Consider the following 22,124-nt stretch of genomic DNA (forward strand, 5'->3'; position numbering starts at 1 on the left):
TGAGTATCTGGAAATGCAGGGAAAAATATCCGGAAAAAAGAAACAAAAGCTTCATTTATGGAGAAAGCGGGATATTCAGAAACTGTGTGAACATCAGGCACATCGGAACAGAATTCGTGTGTCCAGGGTCAGTGCCCGGAACACCAGCAGGCTGGCCTGTGACGGAAGCGGAGCGGTAGTAAGAAATCAGGAGAACCATAGCCTATGTACCTTCCGGACGGGAAAACAGTACAACTGCGACCTGTCAGCATCCTATAATATCGGAGCGAGATATTTTATACGGGAACTTTTAAAACCCTTGCCGGAAACGGGAAGGTCTTCACTGGAGGCAAAAGTACCTGCAGTGAAGCGTAGAACCTCATGTGTTTATGGAGATTTAAGAAAGCTTTATGTAGAGTAAACAACTTAAAAGCAGCATAAACGCAGGCAGATATACAGCGGACTACCTGTAATGTGGAAACCAGCCGTATCCGGCGTGGAAAAAGTGCGTATCCGCACGAATTCTAAGTTACTGGCGTATCCGCCGATATTTAGTCTTGCCGTTTAAAACGGCCGAGAAGCACGTGACTTTAGCCATGTGAGGTTCACTGGCGTTGAGCATATTGTTAATACCTTTTTCCGTTTCTGCAAGCTGCTTTTTCAAAAGAGGCAGATCGGTGCTTTCTTTCTTCTGCAACTACATCAGCGTATCAATCAGTCGTTCCATGACTTCATCATTCATAATTGCTTTCATACAGTAATTGAGCGTACATATAAATTAGAGGAGACCGAGGCAGTGATGCAGGAACAGATCCGGGTAGCAAACCATCGGATCGCAGATTTGGAAAAGCAGATGGAGGGATAAGGTATGCAGATTAAAGATTATGTAAAGCCGGAATTACTTGTAGTAGCAGTAGTGCTGTACTTTATTGGGATGTGGCTGAAGCAGAGCGAGACAGTGAAAGACAAATACATCCCACTCATTAATGGGCTGATTGGCGTTGCGATTTGTGCCATCTATGTGTTCGCTACCTGTGCTTGCGGCAGTGGTCAGGATATCGCGCTGGCAGTTTTCACGGCACTTACACAGGGCGTCCTTGTGGCGGGATTGTCTACGTATGTAAACCAGATTTTTAAGCAGTCAGGAAAAGAAGAGTAGAAGAAGGTGATCCGACTATCTCCCGTGGCAGTTCGGGGCATGGCTGCCGTTGCGACATCGCAACAATAGGGGAAAATCGACGAAAGCCGATAGTAGGAATAAAAACCCCCAAGGAGTCGCGATCCTTGGGGGTTTTGTCGTTGCCTGTGATGGACAACTACTATCTCTTAGCCTATCGGCATTATAGCATATGCGAAAATTCTTTGCAAGATACCCCGGAAAACAAAATGTCATATTTTTCATATCATAAAGAAAAGAGGACAAATCTATGAGAGATATCACATTATGCCATCCACGTCTCCAGCGCATTGCGTCCGCCTGGATCAAAGCCTGTGCGACCGAGGGTATCACAGTAGCCATCGGAGAGACACTGCGGACGGTGGCGGAGCAGGACGCTCTGTACGCGCAAGGACGTACCAAGCCTGGCAACATTGTAACCAATGCCAAAGGCAATAGCTATAGCAGTCAGCATCAGTGGGGATTGCCTTTGATTTTTATCTTAAGATGGATGTGGACGGCGATGGCAGCGTGTCAGACGATGCCTACAATGACAGCACAGGTATGTTTAAAAGGGCCGCAGAGCTGGCAAAAGCTTTAGGACTTGCCTGGGGCGGAGACTGGCGTAGCATCGTGGACAAGGCACATCTTTATCTGCCGGACTGGGGCAGCGGCACCAACATTCTTAAACAGCGTTACGGCACCTTTGAGGCGTTTAAAAAGACCTGGCCTAAAATGGATGTAGCGACAGTCAAAGCCGACAGCGATGCCGGAGCGGCGGATCTCAAGGACATCAAGAGCGGCGCACACGGCTTGAGCATCACTGCATCTTCGCTCATCATCCGGACAGCTCCGGCAGGTGCTGACTCTGCCAAGCGATACAGTAAGGATCAGCAGGTGCAGCCGATCCGGAAGTGTTTTGTCAGCGGAGCACCGTGGATCCAGACTGCGGACGGCTGGGTGTCTGGCAAGTATCTTACTGGCTGGGTGTGCCAGGACGGGCGCTGGTGGTATCTGCTGAGTGGGTACACCTACCGGCACGATGCAGTCTGCCAGATTGACGGACAGGCGTATGCGTTTGATTCGGATGGCTGGATGATTACCGCAGATCGGATAGCAGAGGACGGACATATACGATAAAATATGATGAAAAACACAATATAAGCGTATAATAAGGGGCTGTCATTCCTTGAAAATAAAGGAAAAACAGCCCTTTTTTCGTGTGATATTTTCCCAGAAAAAGGGGTTCTTTATACTGAAATATGCTTTCGTGGTAGATGCGCCAAAAACACCGGAAACCCTTGTAAATAAAGGAAAAATCCAGCATTTACAAGGGTTTCCGCATCCATCAAAAAAAGCAGATAACGGGAGTCGAACCCGCCTTTCCAGCTTGGGAAGCTAGCGTTCTACCGATGAACCATATCTGCAAATATACATTAAGTATACTGTTTTTTCTGAAAAAGTCAAGAAATTTATCTTGCCAAAAAGGGAGGAAAATTACTGTACACGGGTAGACACTTTTGGGATCGAAAGAGACAAATATATTCAAAACACCCACAAAATGCCCTCTTAACACAATTTATATTTCAAAAACTCGCAGAAGGTGTTATAATAATTCCGTATGGATTAGGGCGCGGTTTTCAGGCACCCTTTTTCCGTCATAGGAAAGTGTTAAGGCAGATTTTTTATTTTGTATATAAAATAGAGATTTTCTGTATCGGTATGGCGGATAAACAGAAAATAACGGAGGAAACTATGGATATAATCATTATCGGATGCGGCAAGGTTGGTACGACGCTGGCGGAGCAGCTTGTCCGGGAGGATTACAATGTGGTGATGATCGATACGTCTGCGGAGCGGATGCAGCGGGTGTCAGATGATATCGATGCGATCAAACTGGTGGGAAATGGTGCCAGCATTTCCATGCAGATCGAGGCAGGTGTGCAGACGGCGGACATGCTGATTGCCGTGACAGGGTCGGATGAGATGAACCTTCTCTGCTGCCTGATTGCGAGAAAAGTGGGGCATTGCCACACGATTGCGCGTGTGCGGAATCCGATTTACAGCAACGAGCTTACCTTTATCAAGCAGCAGCTGGGAATTTCCATGATTATCAACCCGGAATATGCGGCGGCGACGGAGATTTCGAGAATTCTGCGCTTCCCGTCAGCGATCAAGATCGATCCATTTGCCAAGGGAAAGGTAGAGCTTCTGAAATTTAAGGTAAAACCGGAGTTTAAGCTGGACGGGCTTTCGGTCATGGATATTGACAGCCAATTCCGCTGCGATGTCCTGATAGGCGGTGTTGAGCGCGGCGATGAGGTGGCGATCCCGGATGGTAAATTTGTGATTAAAAACGGGGATATGGTGTCGATTATCGCCTCCCCGGCAAATTCGGCAGAATTTTTCCGCAAGATCGGCATCCAGACAAACCAGGTCAGAAATACGATGATTGTCGGAGGCGGTACGATTGCTTATTATCTGGCGAAACTTTTGGCGGCGATGAAGATCCGGGTTAAAATTGTGGAGAAAGATAAAGCGCGCTGCGAGGTTCTGACAGAGCTTCTGGACGATGCGTTGATCCTCAACGGCGACGGAACGGATCGGCAGCTTCTTCTGGAAGAGGGGCTGATGACGGCGGAGGCATTTGTCACCCTGACGAATATGGATGAGGAAAATGTCTTCCTTGCGCTGTATGCGAAGGAAAATTCCAGCGCGAAGCTGGTGACGAAGGTTAACCGGATCGCCTTTGACGAGCTGATCAGCAAGCTGGACCTGGGAAGTCTGATTTATCCGAAATACATCACGGCGGACTACATTTTACAGTATGTGCGCGCGATGCAGAATACCATCGGCAGCAATGTGGAGACGTTGTATCATATTCTCGATGGTCGGGCGGAGGCACTGGAGTTTGTGATCCGCGAGGAGTCGGAAGTGACGGGCATTCCGCTGATGAATTTGAATCTCAAGAGCAACCTGCTGATCGGATGCATCAACCGCGGCGGCAATATCAAGATCGCGCGTGGACAGGACTGCATCCAGCAGGGCGATACAGTGATTGTCCTGACGAGCCAGAAAGGTCTGCGGGATATCCGTGACATCCTGAGAAAGTAGGCGGCATAGATGAATTATTCGATTGTATTTTATATCATAGGCTGGATCCTGAATTTTGAGGCGGCTTTTATGGCGCTTCCGACGGCAGTGGCACTGATTTACCGTGAGTCGGAGGTATGGTGCTTTCTGGCAACGATGGCAGTATGCCTGATGGTTGGTATGCTTCTAGTACGCCGAAAACCGAAAAACCAGATCTTTTATGTGGCGGAGAGCTTTGTGGCGGTTTCTCTAAGCTGGGTTTTACTCAGTGTGATGGGAGCAGCGCCGTTTGTATTAAGCGGCTATATTCCGAATCCGATCGACGCCCTGTTTGAGACGGTATCGGGCTTTACGACGACCGGTGCAAGTATTCTGAGCAGTGTGGAGCAGCTGCCGAACTGCTTATTATTCTGGCGGAGTTTTACGCACTGGATTGGCGGTATGGGCGTTCTGGTATTCCTTCTGAGTGTCCTGCCGATGGTGGGCGGTTCCCATATGAATTTGATGAAGGCGGAGAGCCCAGGACCCATCGTGAGCCGTCTCGTTCCGAAGGTCCAGATGACGGCGAAGCTGTTATACCAGATTTACCTGGGAATGACGATCCTCGAGGCTGTGATTCTGATTCTTGGGAAAATGCCGATTTTCGACGCGATCACGATCACGGTCGGAACAGCAGGTACGGGTGGTTTTGCAATCCGGAATGATAGTCTGGCGAGCTACACGGCATTTCAGAAAAATGTCGTGACGGTGTTTATGATTCTGTTCGGAGTGAATTTTAACTTTTACTTCTTCCTGCTGATGCGAAAAATAGGACAGGCCTTTAAAATGCAGGAGGTGCGGGCATATTTTCTAATCATTGCATCGGCGGTTGGCATCATTACAGTCAATACAGTATCACTCTGCGGCAATGCACTGCAGGCATTCCAGGATGCAGCATTCCAGGTCGGTTCGGTTATCACGACGACCGGTTACGCCACGGTGGATTTTGATAAATGGCCGCAGCTTTCAAGAACGATTATGGTACTTTTGATGTTTATCGGCGCCTGCGCGGGCAGTACAGGCGGCGGTATCAAGGTGTCGCGCGTCTTGATTCTGCTTAAATCGGTAAAAAAGGAACTGAAGCAGTACCTGCATCCGAGTGTAGTGGAGAAGATCAAAATGGATGGAAAGATCGTAGAGCATGAGGTTGTGCGCTCGACGAATGTGTTTATGGTTGCGTATGTGCTCATTTTTGCGGTATCTGTTCTACTGATTTCTCTGGATGAATACGATCTGGTGACGAATTTTACGGCGGTTACGGCTACGTTTAATAATATCGGACCGGGTCTGGCACTGGTCGGACCGACCGGAAACTTTGGGTTTTTCAGTAATTTCTCAAAACTGGTTTTAATCTTTGATATGCTGGCAGGACGTCTGGAGATATTTCCGCTACTTCTGCTGTTTTCAAGGGAAACCTGGAAACGGTTCTAGGGGAGGAGAATGCGGATGGATATACTGTTCTTTTTAACGGGGTGTCTGGGACTGGCAGAGACAATTGATTTGTTCTGCGGCAAAGATTTCCTGATTTTATATCGGATTCGATCGATCCGAAGAAATATACCTGAAAAAGGTGTATGCAGTTGAAAAATGGCTGTTTGCGATTGATACGCTGTCGCTGTTTGGCATGGCGTTTCATCTGGGCGGCGGTACGGGCGATCTGGTGCTGGCGGCGGTTGTGCTGGTGACACTGTTCGCACATGTGTATGTGTTTAAGAGCCGGAACTTCCGGGTGTAAGTAGATAAAAGTGGGCGTGATGTGTTTGGCATGCGCCCATTTTTGCTGCCATGATGCAGAGAAAATGGCTGGTGGCTTGTTTTGGGACAGATGCTTGAAACGGCTGACAGTGTGGCTTCCGGGGAAGTGGGACACACTTTGCGTTGACAGGCATATGATATAGTATCAATGAAAAATGAAAAGGAGATTATCATATGTGTTGGTCTTGGGGTAATGGTTGTGGACACTGCGGAGGATGCGGCGGCTGCGGAAACAATGGATGGGGCTGGAATAGCTGTGGAAATAACGGAAGAAATTCCTATCGGAGAGGTTTCAACGATGGTTATGCCATCGGCTATCGGGATGGCTACGATGCAGGAAGAGACAGCCAGTCTGGCTGCGGCTGCAGTAATAATGGCGGCTGTGGCTGCGGAAATTAGAGATGGAGATTCAGCTTGCATGGGGTGTGAACTGAGAGGAAGAAAGCCGGGCGGTGAGAGCTGCCCGGCTTTCTTCCCTTCAGTTATTAAGAACTCTAAGAATACGCTAAAAATCGGGGCAACAGGATTTGAACCTGCGACCTCTCGGCCCCCAGCCGAGCGCGCTACCAAGCTACGCCATACCCCGAAAATAAATCATAGCTGCACTTTGCCAAATGTTCAGCTGACATATACCGCCATTTGTTGAAGTATTATATGCGTATCATTATATCAAAATTACATCAAAAATCAACTATGACTTCTAAATTTTCGCTGCCGGATGTTTGCTTTTTGATGTAATTTTGATGGTTGAGTGGAATTTTACGAATCAATGGAATGGATCAATAGAATGAATATTTTCCCAATATTGACTCCAAATTTGAAAAATGGTATGATGAAAACGTGGATAATTAAAAGAAAAGGTCATAGCAGAGTCTTCGGCTGTGACCTTTTGTAGTAACCAACCCCAAGGAGAACATCATGATAAGTTTTGATCTAGACATGACCCTCTTAGACCACCGGACGGATCAGATCACACCGAGTGCGCTGGAGGCGATTGAAAAGCTGCGCCCGAAGTACAAGATTGTGCTGGCAACGGGGCGCGATATGGATAATTATTACAGTACATCGTACCGGGACATCGTCCGTCCGGATGCGATTGTACATATGAACGGGACGAAGATCACAGTGGGAGATAAGCTGCTGTTTGAGCACATCTTTGATCCGAAACTCCTGCACCGGGTGCTGAGTTTCTGCGATGAAAAGGGCTTCGGAATCGGCATGACGGTGGGGGATGAAGATTACTATATCCATCCGGAGATCATTGCGGCTAATGATATCCGCTTCTGGGGAAGCTGCGGGCGGCAGTTCCAGGATCCGTGGAAGATGCTCACGATGCCGGTCCGGACACTGGCGTTTGTCGGCAGCCGTGAACAGGTGAAGGAGATGGAACGGGAATTTCCGACCCTGAAATTGCCGATGTTTGCGAGCGGACATGGCGCGGATGTGGTCGAGAAAGGCAATTCCAAGGCGGACGGACTCCGCAGGCTGGCGGTGTATTTTGGAGAAAAAGAAGATCTCTCCGATACAGTGGCATTTGGCGACAGCATGAATGATATTGAGGTTGTGCAGGAAGCCGGCATCGGCGTGGCGATGGGAAATGCAGTGGATGCGCTTAAAAAAGTAGCCGATTACGTGACGGCGCCGATCGGGGAAGATGGAATTTATAAAGCGTGCGAACACCTTCATTTATTTTAAAGAAGTTATTTTCCTATTTTACCTGTTCCCATTTTCCTATATAAATGATATAATAGCTACCAAACGGTTATTGTCCACAGGTGAGTTTCTTTGAGTAGAAATTCCATGCAGTACAATAACAAGAAATGACTTAAAAGGTGCGTGCCTGCAAGCTTTGACTAAAAGGATGAACTGCGGCTGCAGAAATCGGCAGTGCGGCAGGGAACCGGACACGCACCGGGAAAAAAGAGAGGATGTAACAGATGGAACATTTAATTACTCCGGCTGGTTATAAACCGGTATTGGATTTGAGAGAAACACAGGTTGCTATCAAGGAAATCAAGGACTTTTTTCAGAGAGAACTGGCAAAACAGCTCAATCTGACTCGTGTGTCCGCACCGCTTTTTGTACTGCCGGAATCTGGTCTGAACGATAACTTAAACGGCGTAGAGCGCCCGGTATCCTTTGGGATTCTGGAGCAGAAAGATCGGAAGGCTGAGATTGTACATTCTCTCGCCAAATGGAAACGTCAGGCATTAAAAGAGTACGGATTTCAGGAAGGTGAAGGCCTTTACACCGACATGAGCGCGATCCGTCGTGATGAGGATACAGACAACATCCATTCCATTTATGTGGATCAGTGGGACTGGGAGAAGATCATCAGTAAAAAAGATCGTACCCGTGAGACACTGGAATCCATTGTCCGTTCGGTTTACAAGGCACTGAAAGTGACCGAGGACTATATGGCATATGAGTATGAGTACATTGGACGTTATCTTCCGGAAAATATCACATTTGTGACGACCCAGGAGCTGGAAGATATGTATCCGGATTGCACACCGAAGGAGCGCGAGTACAAGATTGCGAAGCTGCACGGTGCGGTATTTATCGAGCAGATTGGTGACAAGATGAAATCCGGTGAGAAGCACGATGGTCGTGCCCCGGACTATGATGACTGGAAATTAAACGGCGATATTCTGGTATATTATCCAGTTCTGGATATCGGACTGGAGCTTTCTTCCATGGGTATCCGTGTTGATGAGGATTCCCTGAAAGAGCAGCTGGTAAAGGCGGGATGTGAGGAACGCGCGGAGCTGCCATTCCAGAAAGCAGTTCTGGAGGGAGAGCTTCCGTATACAGTCGGCGGCGGTATCGGTCAGTCCCGTATCTGTATGTTCTTCCTGCGGAAAGCACATATCGGAGAGGTGCAGGCGTCGATCTGGCCGGACGGTGTGCGCGCAGAGGCAGAGGCTCACAACATTCATCTGCTGTAAAAATAAAATTGATGAAAAGCTGCCCGGGAAAGTGATTTTCTGCGGCAGTTTTTTGTGTAATGGAAAGCCCATAGAATGAGAGGATAGGATATTTATATGGCGGATCATATCTATGATTTAATTATTATCGGTGCGGGACCGGCGGGATATACGGCAGCGCTGCGTGCGGCGGCGATGGGGATGGATGCAGTCCTGATCGAGAAAAAAGCGCTGGGCGGCTCATGCGTCAATACCGGCTGTATTCCTGCCAAGGCGCTTCTGCAGGCGACGGCAGTCTACCGGGATATGTTGAAAGCATTCCGGTTTGGCATCGTGGCGGAGAAGGTCAGCTTTGACTGGCGGCAGATGCAGATTTATAAAAATGAGTCCGTGGAATCATTCCGCTCAATGATTCAGGGAATGTTAGAAAAAGCGGAGGTGGAGATGATTCACGGCGATGCGCGCCTGCATGCGGATAATGTGGTGCGTGTAACGACCTCCAAAGGCGCATTGACGCTGAAAGGAAAAAATGTGATTCTGGCAACCGGTTCCAGCCCTGTGATTCCGGATATCCCGGGAATTGATCTGCCGCAGGTTATGACAAGCCGTGATATTCTGCGGATGGATGACTGGAATTTTGACTGTCTGACGGTCATCGGCGGCGGTGTCATCGGTGTGGAGATCGCGACGATCTTCGCGGCGCTCGGTTCCCGCGTGACGCTTTTGGAGCAGGCAAATCGTCTGCTGGAGTCGATGGATCCGATGATTTCCGAGCAGATGGAAGCAAATCTGCGTTCTAAGGGTATTGAAGTCCACTGCAATGTACAGGTCATGGAGATCAAGGATCGCGGCAATGACACGGTGTCGGTCAATTACCGTTGTGAGCGCGGCTGGAAGGAAAGCCCGGCGGACCGCGTGCTGGTGGCAGTCGGCAGACGCCCGAATATGTCGAAGGTTCTGGCGGACGATTGTCAGGTACAGCTGGAAAATGGGCGTCCGCTCATCAAGGGAACCTACCGCACGACGCAGGAAAATGTCTATGCGATCGGCGATACCGTGGCGCGGAAACGTCTTGCCCATGTGGCAGCGTCCCATGCGGCTTATCTGGTCGAAAACCTGGCGGGACGCGGACACCGGATGCAGCTTTCGGTCGTGCCGAACGGTATGTATGTCGTGCTTCCGGTTGTGCCGACCTGTATTTATACGGAGCCGGAGATTGCGGCGGTTGGATTTACGGAAAATGACGCCCGCCTTTATAATATGAAGATCAAGTGCGGTGTGGCATATATGACGGAAAATGGAAAAGCGCTTCTGGCGAGAAACAGCCGCGGTTTTGTGCGCCTGATTTTTGAGGCGTATACCAACACGCTGATCGGGGCGCAGATCATGTGTGCGCGTGCGACGGACATGATCGGAGAGATGGCAACGGCGATCGCCAACGGTCTTACGGCATATCAGCTCTCGACGGCGATGCGCGCGCATCCGACGTACAGTGAGGCGATCACGGAGGCGATCGAAGATGCGTTGAAAAATGGATAATAGAGAAACAACAGGAGGCAGAAAAATGGGACGTGAGGTTCGGGCGAAAATTGAACAGCTTCGCGAGAAGATGGCGGAGCGTGGAATGGACGCATATCTGATTCCAACATCGGATTTCCACGGCTCGGAATACGTGAGCGGGTATTTCAAATGCCGGAAATATATGACAGGCTTTACCGGTTCGGCGGGAACGGCGGTCATTACGATGGAGGACGCAGGTCTCTGGACGGATGGAAGATACTTTGTGCAGGCGGCAGCAGAGCTTTCCGGCAGCGGGGTGGAACTTTACCGCTCCGGTCAGGAGGGCGTGCCAACGACGCTGGAATTTTTGAAAAAACATATGCCGGAACAGGGTGTTCTGGGTTTTGACGGCAGAGTGGTCGATACGGCAGAGGGCGAGCGCATCGCGAAAGCACTGTCCGGGAAAAAGGTACGCATTTCGGAGGGTGAGGATCTGGTTGGAAGCATCTGGGACGACCGCCCGGCGCTTCCGATGAACCCGGTTTGGATTCTGGAAGAGAACTATGCGGGAAAACCGGCGGAGGAGAAGATTGCAGATCTGCGCGGGGAGATGAAAAAGCGTCAGGCGACGGTGCATCTGCTGACGAGTCTTGATGATATCGCGTGGCTTTTAAATATCCGGGGTGATGACATTGTACATACGCCGGTTGTATTGTCCTACTTGATTGTGACAAAACAGGAATTATTCCTCTTTATTCATGAGAAGACGCTGAACGAGGAAGTACGTGCCTATCTGCATGGACTGGGCGTTCGGATCATGCCATATGAGGCGGTATACCAGATTGCATCCGCATTCCGCTATGAGCGTGTATTATTGGAAAAGTCGAAGATCAATTACCGTCTGTTCCGGTGCCTGGATGCGAGTGTGAAAGTGATCGAGGCGATGAACCCGACGGCAGCGGCAAAAGCAGTCAAAAATCCAGTGGAACAGGAAAATATGCGCCGCGTGCATGTGCAGGATGGTCTGGTATTGACCCGTTTCCTGCGCTGGATGAAGGAACATGCAGGTGAAAAAGGACTGGATGAGTGGACCGCCGGGGAATATCTGGATAAGCTGCGCCTGGAACAAAAAAACTGCCTGGATATGAGCTTTACGACGATCTCTGCGTGGGGACCGAACGCGGCGATGTGCCACTATACGGCGTCTGAGACAGAGAAGAGCAGTGTGCCGAATAAGGGGCTGTATCTGGTCGATTCCGGCGGACAGTATTATGAGGGAACGACGGATGTGACGCGTACCATCGCGGTCGGACCGATCACGCAGGAAGAAAAACGCTGCTGTACGCTGGTGGCGTGCTCGATGCTGCGTCTGCTGGATGCGAAGTTTATGTATGGCTGCCGCGGTATCAACCTGGACTATATTGCGCGCGAACTCCTGTGGAGAAACGGCCTGGATTTCAACCATGGAACAGGGCATGGTGTCGGCTATCTGGGCTGTGTGCATGAGCGTCCGAATTCCATCCGATGGAGGCTGCTCACATCGCCCGCTGAAAATGCGGTTCTGGAGGAAGGCATGGTTACCTCTGATGAGCCGGGTCTTTATCTGGAAGGAAAATTTGGCATCCGGACGGAGAATCTGATGCTCTGTGTGAAGGATGTGAAGAATGAATTTGGTCAGTTCATGAAATTTGAAAATCTGACCTGGGTTCCGATCGATCTGGACACGATCGACGTATCGCTGATGGAAGCGCGCGACCGCGAGCTTTTGAACGCGTACCATAAGGGCGTGTATGAGAAGCTGTCTCCGTATATGACGGAGGAAGAGAAGGTGTGGCTGGCAGAGGCGACGAGAGCGATTTAGAGGAGAAAAATAAGAAAGATACGGCAGTAAAACATTAAAAAATCGGATAAAAACCGGCATAGATAAAAGATGCTGGATATAAACTGTAAATGACCATGTAAAATAAATGTGAGGCTGCGTGTATGCGCTATCATTTGTTCGACCGTGTTCGAATCTGTGAGACAACTGGAATGCAGGACGGCTATCTGAGGATCGATGTGGTAAACCGTGAAAACAATTTCCCGATTGAGGGAGCAGAGGTTTCGGTCAGCTATGGCAATTCAGGACAGACGCAGGAAGTGCTTAGAACCAATTTATCCGGGCAGACGGAGGAGATTGCGGTAGCGGCGCCTCCTGCGTTGCTTTCACTGGAAGAACAGAACCGGGAAAAGCCGTATGCGGATTATACGGTGGAAGTGAGGGCAGAGGCTATGAGCCGGTGAAGGTAAAAGGAACGGAGGTGCTGGCGGGCGTGCTGGCAGTCCAGCCGATCCGGATGATTCCGCTTCCGGCTCAGACCGGAGCGGAGGAGAATATCCAGATTCCGGACCATACCTTATATGGTTCCTATCCGCCCAAGATTGCCGAAGATGAGGTAAAACCGGTGCAGGAGAGCGGCGAGATCGTGCTGAGCCGCGTGGTGGTGCCGCAGACGATCGTCGTGCATGATGGCGTACCGACCAATGCCTCCGCAAAAGATTACTATGTGGCATACCGGGATTATATCAAAAACGTGGCGTCGAGCGAGATCTACGCGACCTGGCCGCGTAGCACGATCGTCGCCAATGTGCTTGCGATCATGTCATTTACACTGAACCGGGTGTATACGGAGTGGTATCGGAACCAGGGCTACGATTTTACAATCACTTCCTCGACGGCATTCGATCACAAGTGGATTTACGGGCGTGATATTTTCGAGCCGATCTCAGAGGTGGTGGACGACATTTTTGACAACTATCTGTCCCGCCCCGGTGTGCGGCAGCCGATTCTGACACAGTACTGCGACGGGCGGCGGGTGTCCTGCCCGGGCTGGATGACCCAGTGGGGTTCGTGCAGTTTGGGAGAACAGGGATACAGCGCGATCGAGATATTGCGGCGCTTCTATGGAAATAGTATTTACATCAACACTGCGGAACAGATATCAGGAATCCCGATCTCCTATCCGGGGGAACCGCTTAAGGTGGGGTCCAGCGGCGATAAGGTGCGGCAGCTGCAGCAGCAGCTTGACGCGGTGGCGACTGTGTATACAGCGATCCCGCGGGTTACGCCGGACGGGATCTACGGACCCGGAACGGAGGCGTCCGTACGGGCGTTCCAGTCGGTGTTTGGACTTCCGCAGACGGGCGTGGTCGATTTTGCTACCTGGTACAAGATTTCTCATATCTATGTGGGGATCTCGCGGATTGCGGAGCTGAATTGAGTTGGAAATGGGATTTGCGGGAGAAGAATAACGAAAAGACATATGAATTCCTATAGGTGAAAGATCTGTGAGCAGGATGCATACAGGAAACAGAGACAAAGAACATAAGAGGGGGTGGATTGGATGAAAGATACCAGACGGGAAGAGGGAGTCAGACAAACCGGGGAGACTGACCGGGCAAATGCGATCACAGAGGGAGTGATCTGGAAACAGCTTCTGCTATTTTTCTTCCCGATTTTATTTGGAACTTTTTTTCAGCAGCTCTATAATACGGCAGATGCGGTGGTAGTAGGCCGTTTTGTCGGAAAGGAAGCGCTGGCGGCGGTCGGCGGAAGCACATCGATGCTTACGAACCTGCTGGTTGGCTTTTTTGTAGGACTTTCTTCGGGTGCGACAGTTATCATCGCCCAGTTTTACGGGGCGGGACGCGGTCAGCGGGTCAGCGAGGCAGTCCACACGGCGATTGCCTTTTCGCTGTTGTGCGGTATCCTCATGACGGTTGGCGGACTCCTTTTTTCCGACACGGCGCTTCGCCTGATGGGGACGCCGGAGGATATCATGGACAATGCAAGCGGGTATCTGCACATTTATTTTGTCGGAATCACGGCGAACCTCTTATATAATATGGGTGCCGGAATCCTGCGGGCGATCGGTGATTCCAAAAGACCGTTCTATTTCCTTGTGATCAGCTGTTTTACAAACATTGCGCTCGATCTGTTGTTTGTAGTAGGACTTCGGATGGGCGTGCGTGGTGCGGCGGTGGCGACGATCCTTTCCCAGGTGGTCAGCGCGTGTCTGGTATTGGGAACGCTGATGCGTGCGGATGGCTCGTACCGGTTTGAGATCCGGAAAACGCGGATCACACCGGTGATTCTGGTGCGGATCATCCGGATTGGGTTTCCGGCTGGACTCCAGTCGGTTATGTATTCCTTTTCCAACCTCGTGATCCAGAGCAGCGTCAATGCACTGGGAACAGACACGGTGGCGGCGTGGGCTGCATATGGAAAGATCGACAGCACTTACTGGATGATCATTAATGCGCTGGGGATCTCCATCACGACCTTTGTCGGACAAAATTACGGCGCGGGGCGGCTGGACCGTGTGAAACGCAGCGTGTACGTCTGCCTGGGAATTTCCTGTATTATCACGGTGGGGCTGAGCACGATCCTGTATCTGACGGGCGGCTATATTTATCTGTTGTTCACAACGGATGCGGAGGTAATCGCGATCGGCATGAAGATTCTTCACTTCCTGGTGCCGGCATTTGTGACATACCTCTGTATTGAGATTTATTCCGGCGCACTGCGCGGTGTGGGAGACTGCTGGATTCCGATGATTATGACGGCGCTGGGCGTGTGCGTCCTGCGGGTTGTCTGGATCCTGATCGCTGTTCCGATCCGCCCGGATATCCTGACAGTGGTATTCAGCTATCCGCTGACCTGGACGATCACAACGGTTCTCTTTAATATTTATTATTATTTTTTCAGTGCACTGAAAAAATGGAATGTGCCGCTTCCGTGGAAGAAAAAGAGGCGGGAGCTTCATAACCTGTAAACAGTTATAAATGGTTTCGAAAATGATTGACAAAACGGGGTGACACTGGATTTTTTTCAGAAAGTGTGATATTCTTACGTTACAAAAGATAGGTGACAGTGTTTCTTCCTGGATGGATGCCGCGCAAGCGGCAGATAAAACGGAGATTCGAAACAGAGGGCAGAGGCACTTGCCGCTGGTCAGAAAGAGAGGCAGAATTATGGGCTATGAACCAATGAATGAGTCCTGGCAGATGGCGGGGGAACGCCATGAGACACTGGGACAGTATGTAGCGAAGACATATTTATGGATGTTTGCAGGGCTTCTTGTGACATTTGGCATCGCATTAGCCGGATACGTGACGGGAGCGATTCTGTATGTATTTCAGGTTCCGTATGCGACCCTCGCATTGACGGGACTGGAGCTTTTGACGGTGATCTGGCTGAGTGCCCGGATTCACAAGTTATCGGTGGGAGCGGCGAGAGGGCTGTTTCTATTCTATGCAGCTTTAAACGGCGTCGTTTTCTCGATGTATTTCCTGATCTTCGGTGTTGTGGAGATGGTGTTTGTATTTGCAGCAACCGCGCTGTTCTTCGGAATGATGGCGGGTGTCAGCCTGATCTTCAAGCTGGACTTGAGCGGAATCCGTCCACTGCTTGTTGGCGGACTGCTGTTTCTGATTCTCTTTGGTCTGCTTTCAATGTTTTTAAATCTAGGCAGCTTTGAGACAGTGCTCTGCTATGCCGGTATCGTGGTATTCTTAGGCTTTACCGCTTATGATACAACCAAGATCCGGGATAATTACCAGATTTTCTCTGCGGATCCGGAGCTGCTTCAGAAAGCATCGGTATTCTCGGCGCTGCAGCTGTATCTCGATTTTATCAACCTGTTTCTGTACATTATCCGCCTGATGAACCGGAATCGGAAATAGGAAAAAATCTTTCAGGAGAACAGAAGTTCCTTTGCAGGAATAAAGAAAAGTGGAATTTTGCGGAAAACTGAATATGCAAAAATGAAATGCCGGAACGGGGGAAAGCTTTGTTCCGGTATTATTGTGTTTTTCTGCTTGAAAATCCTGTTTTTGGCATGGACGGCTTCATTCTTTTAGCATAAAGGGAAGCATTCTGTAATAAATTTGACAGATTTTATTTAAAGTTTCTCTATTGAAGTGGATGGGGAGTATCTGTTAAACTAGGTCATAATAGGAAAAGTTTTGCTGTTGGTTACACAGTGTGTGGATGAACCATATTTGTTTCGCATATGCCCCACCGGATCAGGCGGGGAAATGTATATAAATGGTGAACAGACAACAGGGATAAAAGGATAATCAAGGAGGTTTTTTGGCATGAATCGGAATAGAGTGAACAAAAAAAGGATGGGGCGCGCGCGTGTGCTTTCACGGGCAGCGGCTGGCATGCTGGCAGCAGCGCTGTGCTTTCAGCCGATGACAGCGCTGGCAGGACCGGCGGGAGATTCTTCTCTTACATCGTCATCCTCGAATGCGGGGCCGGGCGGCGGTTCGGGCAGCTCCAATTCGGGAAGTACAGGCAGCTCTGGCGGTTCGACTTCTGTTTCCAATGGGAGTGTGAGCGCGGTCACATCAGGGCTTGGCGTGTACCGGGTGACGGAGAATGAGGGGATCGGTGCGATTGCGCGCGGCGTGGATGTGTCTTACTGGCAGCAGAATGTAAATTGGAGTCAGGTGGCATCGGATAATGTACAGTTTGCGATGCTGGCAACCCGGTTCCGCGGTAATGTGGATCCGTTTTTCGCTATGAACGCGGCAAATGCGAGCCAGGCAGGGCTGCGGCTGGGCGCGTACATTTATTCGTATGCGACTTCGGTCGAAATGGCGCAGCAGGAGGCGGATTTTGTCCTGAATCTTATCAAGGATTATCCTATCTCTTTCCCGGTTGTCTTTGATGCCGAGGATGCTAATACGCTGGGAACCCTGACGCAGTCTCAGGTCAGCGATGTGATCAACGCGTTCTGTAAGCGGATTCAGGATGCAGGATATTATCCGATGGTCTATGCAAATGAATACTGGATTGCCAATAAGATCGATATGTCGAAGATTTCGTATGATATATGGGTGGCAAAATACCAGCAGAAGTATACATATTCAAAGACCTCGATGTGGCAGGCGTCCAACACCGGTTCGGTCAAGGGCGTGAACGGCAATGTGGATATTGATTATCTGTATAAAGATTATACGCAGATCATTCCGGGCAATACCTGGCGGACGATCGCGGGGAACCGTTACTATTATCAGAACCATGTGATGCAGAAAGCGGCGTGGATCAACGATGGTCAGAATTGGTACTATATGAATGCGGCGGGCAATCCGTCCACAGGATGGCTGGAGCTTTCGGGCAAAAAGTATTATTTGGAGGCGGACGGTCATATGATTACCGGCTGGAAGACGCTGGACGGCGGCTGGCGTTACTTTGACGCATCCGGCGAACAGGCGACGGGCTGGCGTGCGGTCGATGGAAGCTGGTATTTCATGGCGGACAATGGTCTGATGCAGACCGGCTGGCTGGAGACGGGCGGCAAGAAATATTATCTGAACGCATCCGGCGCGATGCAGGCGGGCTGGCAGAACCTGGGCGGAAGCTGGTATTACTTTGACGGCTCCGGCGCCATGACGACGGGCTGGCAGGCAGTCGGCGGAAAGTGGTATTACATGAATGAGTCCGGCGTGATGCGGACCGGCTGGCTGGATCTTGGCGGTAAGAAATATTACCTGGATGCCAGCGGCGCGATGTATGCAGGTATTACGTTCGAGATGGATGGAAATACCTGGCAGGCAGCGGCAGACGGAAGCTGCACGGTAGTTCTGCCGGAGGAGAATGCGGCGGGAAATGGCGGTTCGACGGATGGACAGACTCCGATAACCGGAAGCCAGTCACCGGTGCAGCCGTCCGGTCCGGCAGGGGTATAATATAAATATGATTTGAACCAGTACCCAGATATTGGAGCTGATTCAGTTAAAAAAATGAAAAAGTAAACAAATTCGAACGGAAATAACTTGCTTTTTTGCCGACCTCATTATACAATGTTAAACAGGCAAAAAAATGGACTTGCTTATGGGATGGAGGAAACCAGCATAAGTAATCTGGCATAACATGACGTTTCAAACTGCTATATCAACTGTATGTGCAAGATAAGCTGCGGCTGTTCCGGTGCGGATTTGACGAAAGATGCGAGGCTCTTCTGGCTGCAAATTAGGAAGAGCCTCGGTATGCGTTATATCGGCAAAAGCGCAGAATCGGGATGGCGGGCACAGAAGTAGTGCGAAAGCGGGGCGTTTGTCAGCAGGAAACTGTGAAAGCAGTGGTTCGCAGGCAGACAGCTGCGCTAAGACGCAGGCAGGGAAAGGTCGGAGAATGCAGATTCCGGATTTAGTACTGCATGGAAGCAGCGTGTTTTTACATATTGTATAATGATTATATAATCAGAACCGTCGGCGGAGTTGTAGTGCTAAAAAAGGGATGTCAGTGCGGCTGGCTGCCGGAATCATTTCCGGAAACAGGGATGAGGGCAGTGTTTGTCATCAGTCAGGCACCGGACAGCGCTTATGTGAGAATCGAATAACAAGTCAGTGGTACAGATGTTTATGTATGCATGGCTATTAAAGTCGGATTCGCATAGACGGAAGTGCATGCCATTTATGTATGCAGAGGAGATTGTACAATCCTCTGTTGCCGCAGCGTGTCAGATGGAGAATTCCCGGAGTGGATGACAAGCTCTGGAAATTTTGCAAAAACACCTGCAAACACAGATAGGTGGGAAGTATCACGGATGGCGCCATGAAAGAAACATGGATGCTGTCAGGATATGATTCACGAAGAAAGAGGGACGTCCGTCAAAGCATGGAACGATCTAATTACGAGGTGACACATTTATGAAACAGAATATGAAAAGAATGCTGCTTGTACTTTGCATGGCAGTCTGCTTTTTCGCTCTGTCCGCCTGTGGTAGCGCTTCTGAAGAAGCGGTAGAGCCGATTTCTCCGGAGATCGAGCAGACCATGAGCGATGGCGCTAAGAGCTATCTGGAGCAGTTCGCCAGCTACAGTGACGAAGATCTGGCAGCACAGCTGAAACAGGCTGAGAAGCAGAAAAACACAGTCATTGAGTCTGCAATTTCTTCCTGGACCAGTTCTAAGGACGATTTAGGCAAGATGGGTGAGATTCAGAGCGTGACCGTAGAGCGCGCCGATGATGACAGCTACACAGCAGTTGTTCAGGCTTCCTTTGAGAAGAGAAACTTGACTTTCTCCCTGACCGCTGAGGAGAGCGTAAGCAGCTACGGCGGTACTTCTCTGGTACCGACTGAGTTATCCTTTGTTGTAAACTACAGCTTCGGTGAGAAGATGGAGAAGGCAGCATTAAATACCCTGATGGGTATGGGTACCGTATTCCTGGTACTGATCTTCATCAGTTTAATTATCAGCAGCTTCAAGAAGGTTAACGAGATTGAGGCAAATGTAAAGGCTAAAAAAGCAGGAGCAGAGGCACCGGCAGCAGCACCGGCACCTGTACAGACTGCAGCACCGGCAGCAGCGCCGGCACGTACCGCAGCACCAGCAGCAGGCAATGCGGCAAACGATGGAGAACTGGTAGCAGTTATCACTGCAGCGATCGCAGCAGCAACCGGCGTACCGGCAGACAGCGTAAATATCCGCTCCATTACACGTAAATAATCATCGATAAAATCTGGAGGAATTTAAAATGAAGAATTATACTATCACCGTAAATGGTACAGCATATCAGGTAACCGTAGAAGAAGGATTTGCAGGCGCAGCAGCACCGGCTCCAGCAGCAGCTCCAGCTCCAGCAGCAGCTCCGGCTCCAGCAGCAGCACCGGCAGCAGGCGGCGTAACCATCACATCCCCGATGCCAGGTAAGATCCTTGGTATTAAGGCAGCAGCTGGCACAGCTGTAAAACGTGGTCAGGTTATCCTGCTTCTGGAAGCTATGAAGATGGAGAACGAGATCGTAGCTCCTCAGGACGGTACCGTTGCCAGTGTTAATGTTGCAGTAGGCGATATGGTAGAACCGGGCGCAGTTCTTGCTACATTAAACTAATCTAATTTTTATAAAACTGGCTGAAAAAATACGGGATATGTTATTCCGTTTGGAGGAATTAATATGGAATATATAACAACTACATTGTCCAATCTTCTTCAGCAGACAGCATTCTTAAACCTGACATTTGGAAACATCGTTATGATTTTCGTAGCGCTGATTTTCCTGTATCTGGCAATCGGAAAAGGATTCGAGCCGTTACTGCTTCTTCCGATTTCCTTTGGTATGCTGCTTGTAAATATCTATCCGGATATTATGAGATCGATTGAAGACTCATCGAACGGAGTTGGTGGACTTTTACATTACTTTTATTTACTGGATGAGTGGAGTATCTTACCATCCCTCATCTTCATGGGTGTCGGTGCGATGACAGACTTCGGTCCGCTGATCGCTAACCCGAAGAGCTTCCTGCTTGGTGCAGCTGCTCAGTTCGGTATCTACGGCGCTTACTTCATGGCTATCTTCATGGGATTCAACGATAAGGCTGCGGCTGCTATCTCCATCATCGGTGGTGCAGACGGCCCGACCTCTATCTTCCTGGCTGGTAAACTTGGTCAGACAGGTCTGATGGGACCGATTGCCGTAGCAGCTTACTCCTACATGGCTCTGGTTCCGATTATCCAGCCGCCGATCATGAAACTCCTTACCACCAAAGAGGAGAGAGAGATCCGTATGGAGCAGCTTCGTCCGGTATCCAAACTGGAGAAGATTCTGTTCCCGGTTGTTGTTACAATCGTTGTCTGCATGATTCTGCCGACAACTGCTCCGCTGGTTGGTATGCTTATGCTTGGTAACCTGTTCCGTGAGTCTGGTGTTGTTAAGCAGCTGACAGAGACTGCTTCCAACGCCCTGATGTACATCGTCGTTATCTTCCTGGGTACTTCCGTAGGTGCTACTACCAGTGCAGAGGCTTTCTTAAACCTGGATACCATCAAGATCGTAGTTCTGGGTCTGATTGCATTCGCTCTGGGTACTGCAGCAGGTGTTATCTTCGGTAAGATTATGTGCAAGGTAACTCATGGTAAGGTAAACCCGCTGATCGGTTCCGCAGGTGTATCTGCAGTTCCGATGGCAGCACGTGTATCCCAGAAGGTTGGTTCTGAGGCAGATCCGAGCAACTTCCTTCTGATGCACGCAATGGGACCGAACGTAGCTGGTGTTATCGGTACTGCCGTAGCAGCAGGTACATTCATGGCTATCTTTGGCGTGAAATAGGATAGAGCAGATTTATTCTGAATAATGTATTTATATAGTAGGGTGGGATTCTTCGGGATCCTGCCCTATTGTTATATGCAAACGTCGGTTGCTGTTCACAGGTAGGAATTTTCTGAACTGAAAATTCCGTACGATACAGTTCCGGCAGCAGATTTTGCCGATTTGGAATGCGTAGCATCGGCAAAATCCCGTTGCTGGGCACACGTGTGTGAACAGTAACAAACGTCGTTTTTTTGTCGAATTTAATCGGTCGAAATAGTTTGCTTTTTGCTGGTGGAAGACGTAAAATGACAGTGAAGTAAGGAGGAATGGCACTAGAGAATAGAAAAGGAGAATGCATAGGATGGCGGATATGAGAGAAGAATTAGTTCAAAAGATTGAACGGGCAAGACAGCAGCTGAATCAAAATATTGACACAAAGGCAGCATATGACACAATTTATCACTACAGTGTGGAGCTTGACAAACTCTTAAATCAGTATATCGGGCTGGAGACGGAGACTGAAAGAGGGCTGGAGACGGCGCTATAAAATAAGAGTGGATATAGAAACAAATATAGATAAGTACAGAAAACT

Annotated in this window: 19 protein-coding genes, 2 tRNA genes and 2 pseudogenes; 20 read left to right on the forward strand and 3 right to left on the reverse strand. The window is 49.7% G+C overall.

From position 1 onward, the window contains the following. Positions 1-400 (forward strand): annotated as a pseudogene (locus tag DWX76_RS14075) (IS200/IS605 family accessory protein TnpB-related protein); the annotation flags it as partial. A gap of 447 nt (positions 401-847) precedes the next feature. Continuing rightward, positions 848-1,138, forward strand: a complete 291-nt coding sequence (locus DWX76_RS09690; RefSeq protein ID WP_022359091.1) for a phage holin family protein — start codon at positions 848-850, stop codon at positions 1,136-1,138. Between the two features lie 283 nt (positions 1,139-1,421). On the opposite strand, the gene DWX76_RS15125 is transcribed toward DWX76_RS09690, so the two are convergent. After that, positions 1,422-1,610, reverse strand: coding sequence for a hypothetical protein (locus tag DWX76_RS15125; RefSeq protein WP_412694043.1), 189 nt, complete (start codon positions 1,608-1,610; stop codon positions 1,422-1,424). Positions 1,611-1,612: 2 nt separating this feature from the next. On the opposite strand from DWX76_RS15125, the gene DWX76_RS15130 reads away from it, so the two are divergent. Further along, a complete protein-coding gene (locus tag DWX76_RS15130) occupies positions 1,613-2,275 on the forward strand; it encodes a M15 family metallopeptidase (RefSeq protein WP_412694044.1) in 663 nt (220 codons plus the stop codon). 216 nt (positions 2,276-2,491) lie between these two features. Here DWX76_RS15130 and DWX76_RS09700 read toward each other — a convergent pair. Next, positions 2,492-2,562 (reverse strand) — tRNA-Gly (locus tag DWX76_RS09700). Positions 2,563-2,890: 328 nt separating this feature from the next. On the opposite strand from DWX76_RS09700, the gene trkA reads away from it, so the two are divergent. The 5 genes from trkA to DWX76_RS09720 all read left to right on the forward strand — a co-directional run bounded on the left by trkA (position 2,891) and on the right by DWX76_RS09720 (position 6,421). Beyond that, positions 2,891-4,249, forward strand: coding sequence for a Trk system potassium transporter TrkA (gene trkA / locus DWX76_RS09705; RefSeq protein ID WP_022359093.1), 1,359 nt, complete (start codon positions 2,891-2,893; stop codon positions 4,247-4,249). Between the two features lie 9 nt (positions 4,250-4,258). Then, on the forward strand, positions 4,259-5,698 hold the full coding sequence (locus DWX76_RS09710) for a TrkH family potassium uptake protein (RefSeq protein WP_118570568.1): 1,440 nt from the start codon (positions 4,259-4,261) through the stop codon (positions 5,696-5,698). Positions 5,699-5,713: 15 nt separating this feature from the next. After that, positions 5,714-5,851, forward strand: coding sequence for a hypothetical protein (locus DWX76_RS14490; protein WP_243022524.1), 138 nt, complete (start codon positions 5,714-5,716; stop codon positions 5,849-5,851). After that, a complete protein-coding gene (locus DWX76_RS14495; protein WP_243015170.1) occupies positions 5,838-6,002 on the forward strand; it encodes a hypothetical protein in 165 nt (54 codons plus the stop codon). The genes DWX76_RS14490 and DWX76_RS14495 overlap by 14 nt, the downstream gene beginning before the upstream one ends. Positions 6,003-6,196: 194 nt before the next feature. Continuing rightward, positions 6,197-6,421: a hypothetical protein gene (locus DWX76_RS09720; RefSeq protein ID WP_022359096.1), complete on the forward strand. Its 225-nt coding sequence runs from the start codon at positions 6,197-6,199 to the stop codon at positions 6,419-6,421. 113 nt (positions 6,422-6,534) lie between these two features. Here the strand turns inward: DWX76_RS09720 and DWX76_RS09725 are convergent. Then, positions 6,535-6,608 (reverse strand) — tRNA-Pro (locus tag DWX76_RS09725). A 332-nt stretch (positions 6,609-6,940) separates the two neighbouring features. Between DWX76_RS09725 and DWX76_RS09730 the strand changes: the two genes are divergently transcribed. The 12 genes and pseudogenes from DWX76_RS09730 (at position 6,941) to DWX76_RS09790 (ending at position 22,079) form a co-directional block, all read left to right on the forward strand. Further along, positions 6,941-7,717 (forward strand): HAD family hydrolase, encoded by a 777-nt coding sequence (locus DWX76_RS09730; RefSeq protein ID WP_118570569.1) that lies wholly within the window; start codon positions 6,941-6,943, stop codon positions 7,715-7,717. Positions 7,718-7,959: 242 nt separating this feature from the next. Further along, positions 7,960-8,970 carry an aspartate--ammonia ligase gene (asnA, locus tag DWX76_RS09735; protein WP_022360200.1) on the forward strand — a complete coding sequence of 337 codons (1,011 nt, stop codon included), beginning with the start codon at positions 7,960-7,962 and terminating at the stop codon, positions 8,968-8,970. Between the two features lie 96 nt (positions 8,971-9,066). After that, a complete protein-coding gene (gene lpdA / locus DWX76_RS09740; RefSeq protein ID WP_106999716.1) occupies positions 9,067-10,488 on the forward strand; it encodes a dihydrolipoyl dehydrogenase in 1,422 nt (473 codons plus the stop codon). Positions 10,489-10,513: 25 nt separating this feature from the next. Then, on the forward strand, positions 10,514-12,310 hold the full coding sequence (locus tag DWX76_RS09745) for an aminopeptidase P family N-terminal domain-containing protein (protein ID WP_118570570.1): 1,797 nt from the start codon (positions 10,514-10,516) through the stop codon (positions 12,308-12,310). A gap of 122 nt (positions 12,311-12,432) precedes the next feature. Continuing rightward, positions 12,433-13,709 (forward strand): annotated as a pseudogene (locus DWX76_RS09750) (peptidoglycan-binding protein). 123 nt (positions 13,710-13,832) lie between these two features. Beyond that, on the forward strand, positions 13,833-15,263 hold the full coding sequence (locus DWX76_RS09755) for an MATE family efflux transporter (RefSeq protein ID WP_118570571.1): 1,431 nt from the start codon (positions 13,833-13,835) through the stop codon (positions 15,261-15,263). Between the two features lie 199 nt (positions 15,264-15,462). Continuing rightward, entirely contained in the window at positions 15,463-16,173 is a 711-nt protein-coding gene (locus DWX76_RS09760) for a Bax inhibitor-1/YccA family protein (protein ID WP_107000382.1), read from the forward strand. A gap of 414 nt (positions 16,174-16,587) precedes the next feature. Then, the gene (locus DWX76_RS09765) at positions 16,588-18,186 is read left to right on the forward strand and encodes a GH25 family lysozyme (protein ID WP_243022525.1); all 1,599 of its coding nucleotides are present in this window, start codon (positions 16,588-16,590) and stop codon (positions 18,184-18,186) included. Positions 18,187-19,149: 963 nt separating this feature from the next. Then, entirely contained in the window at positions 19,150-19,950 is an 801-nt protein-coding gene (locus DWX76_RS09775; protein WP_022360206.1) for an OadG family transporter subunit, read from the forward strand. Positions 19,951-19,978: 28 nt separating this feature from the next. Then, complete coding sequence (locus tag DWX76_RS09780) at positions 19,979-20,335, forward strand: biotin/lipoyl-containing protein (protein ID WP_106999722.1); 357 nt, start codon at positions 19,979-19,981, stop codon at positions 20,333-20,335. 63 nt (positions 20,336-20,398) lie between these two features. Continuing rightward, positions 20,399-21,550, forward strand: coding sequence for a sodium ion-translocating decarboxylase subunit beta (locus DWX76_RS09785; RefSeq protein ID WP_022360208.1), 1,152 nt, complete (start codon positions 20,399-20,401; stop codon positions 21,548-21,550). 343 nt (positions 21,551-21,893) lie between these two features. Then, positions 21,894-22,079, forward strand: a complete 186-nt coding sequence (locus DWX76_RS09790; protein WP_106999723.1) for an aspartyl-phosphate phosphatase Spo0E family protein — start codon at positions 21,894-21,896, stop codon at positions 22,077-22,079. Positions 22,080-22,124: the final 45 nt, after the last annotated feature.

This window comes from Clostridium sp. AF21-20LB, from assembly GCF_003478795.1.
Classification (GTDB): domain Bacteria; phylum Bacillota; class Clostridia; order Lachnospirales; family Lachnospiraceae; genus Otoolea; species Otoolea fessa.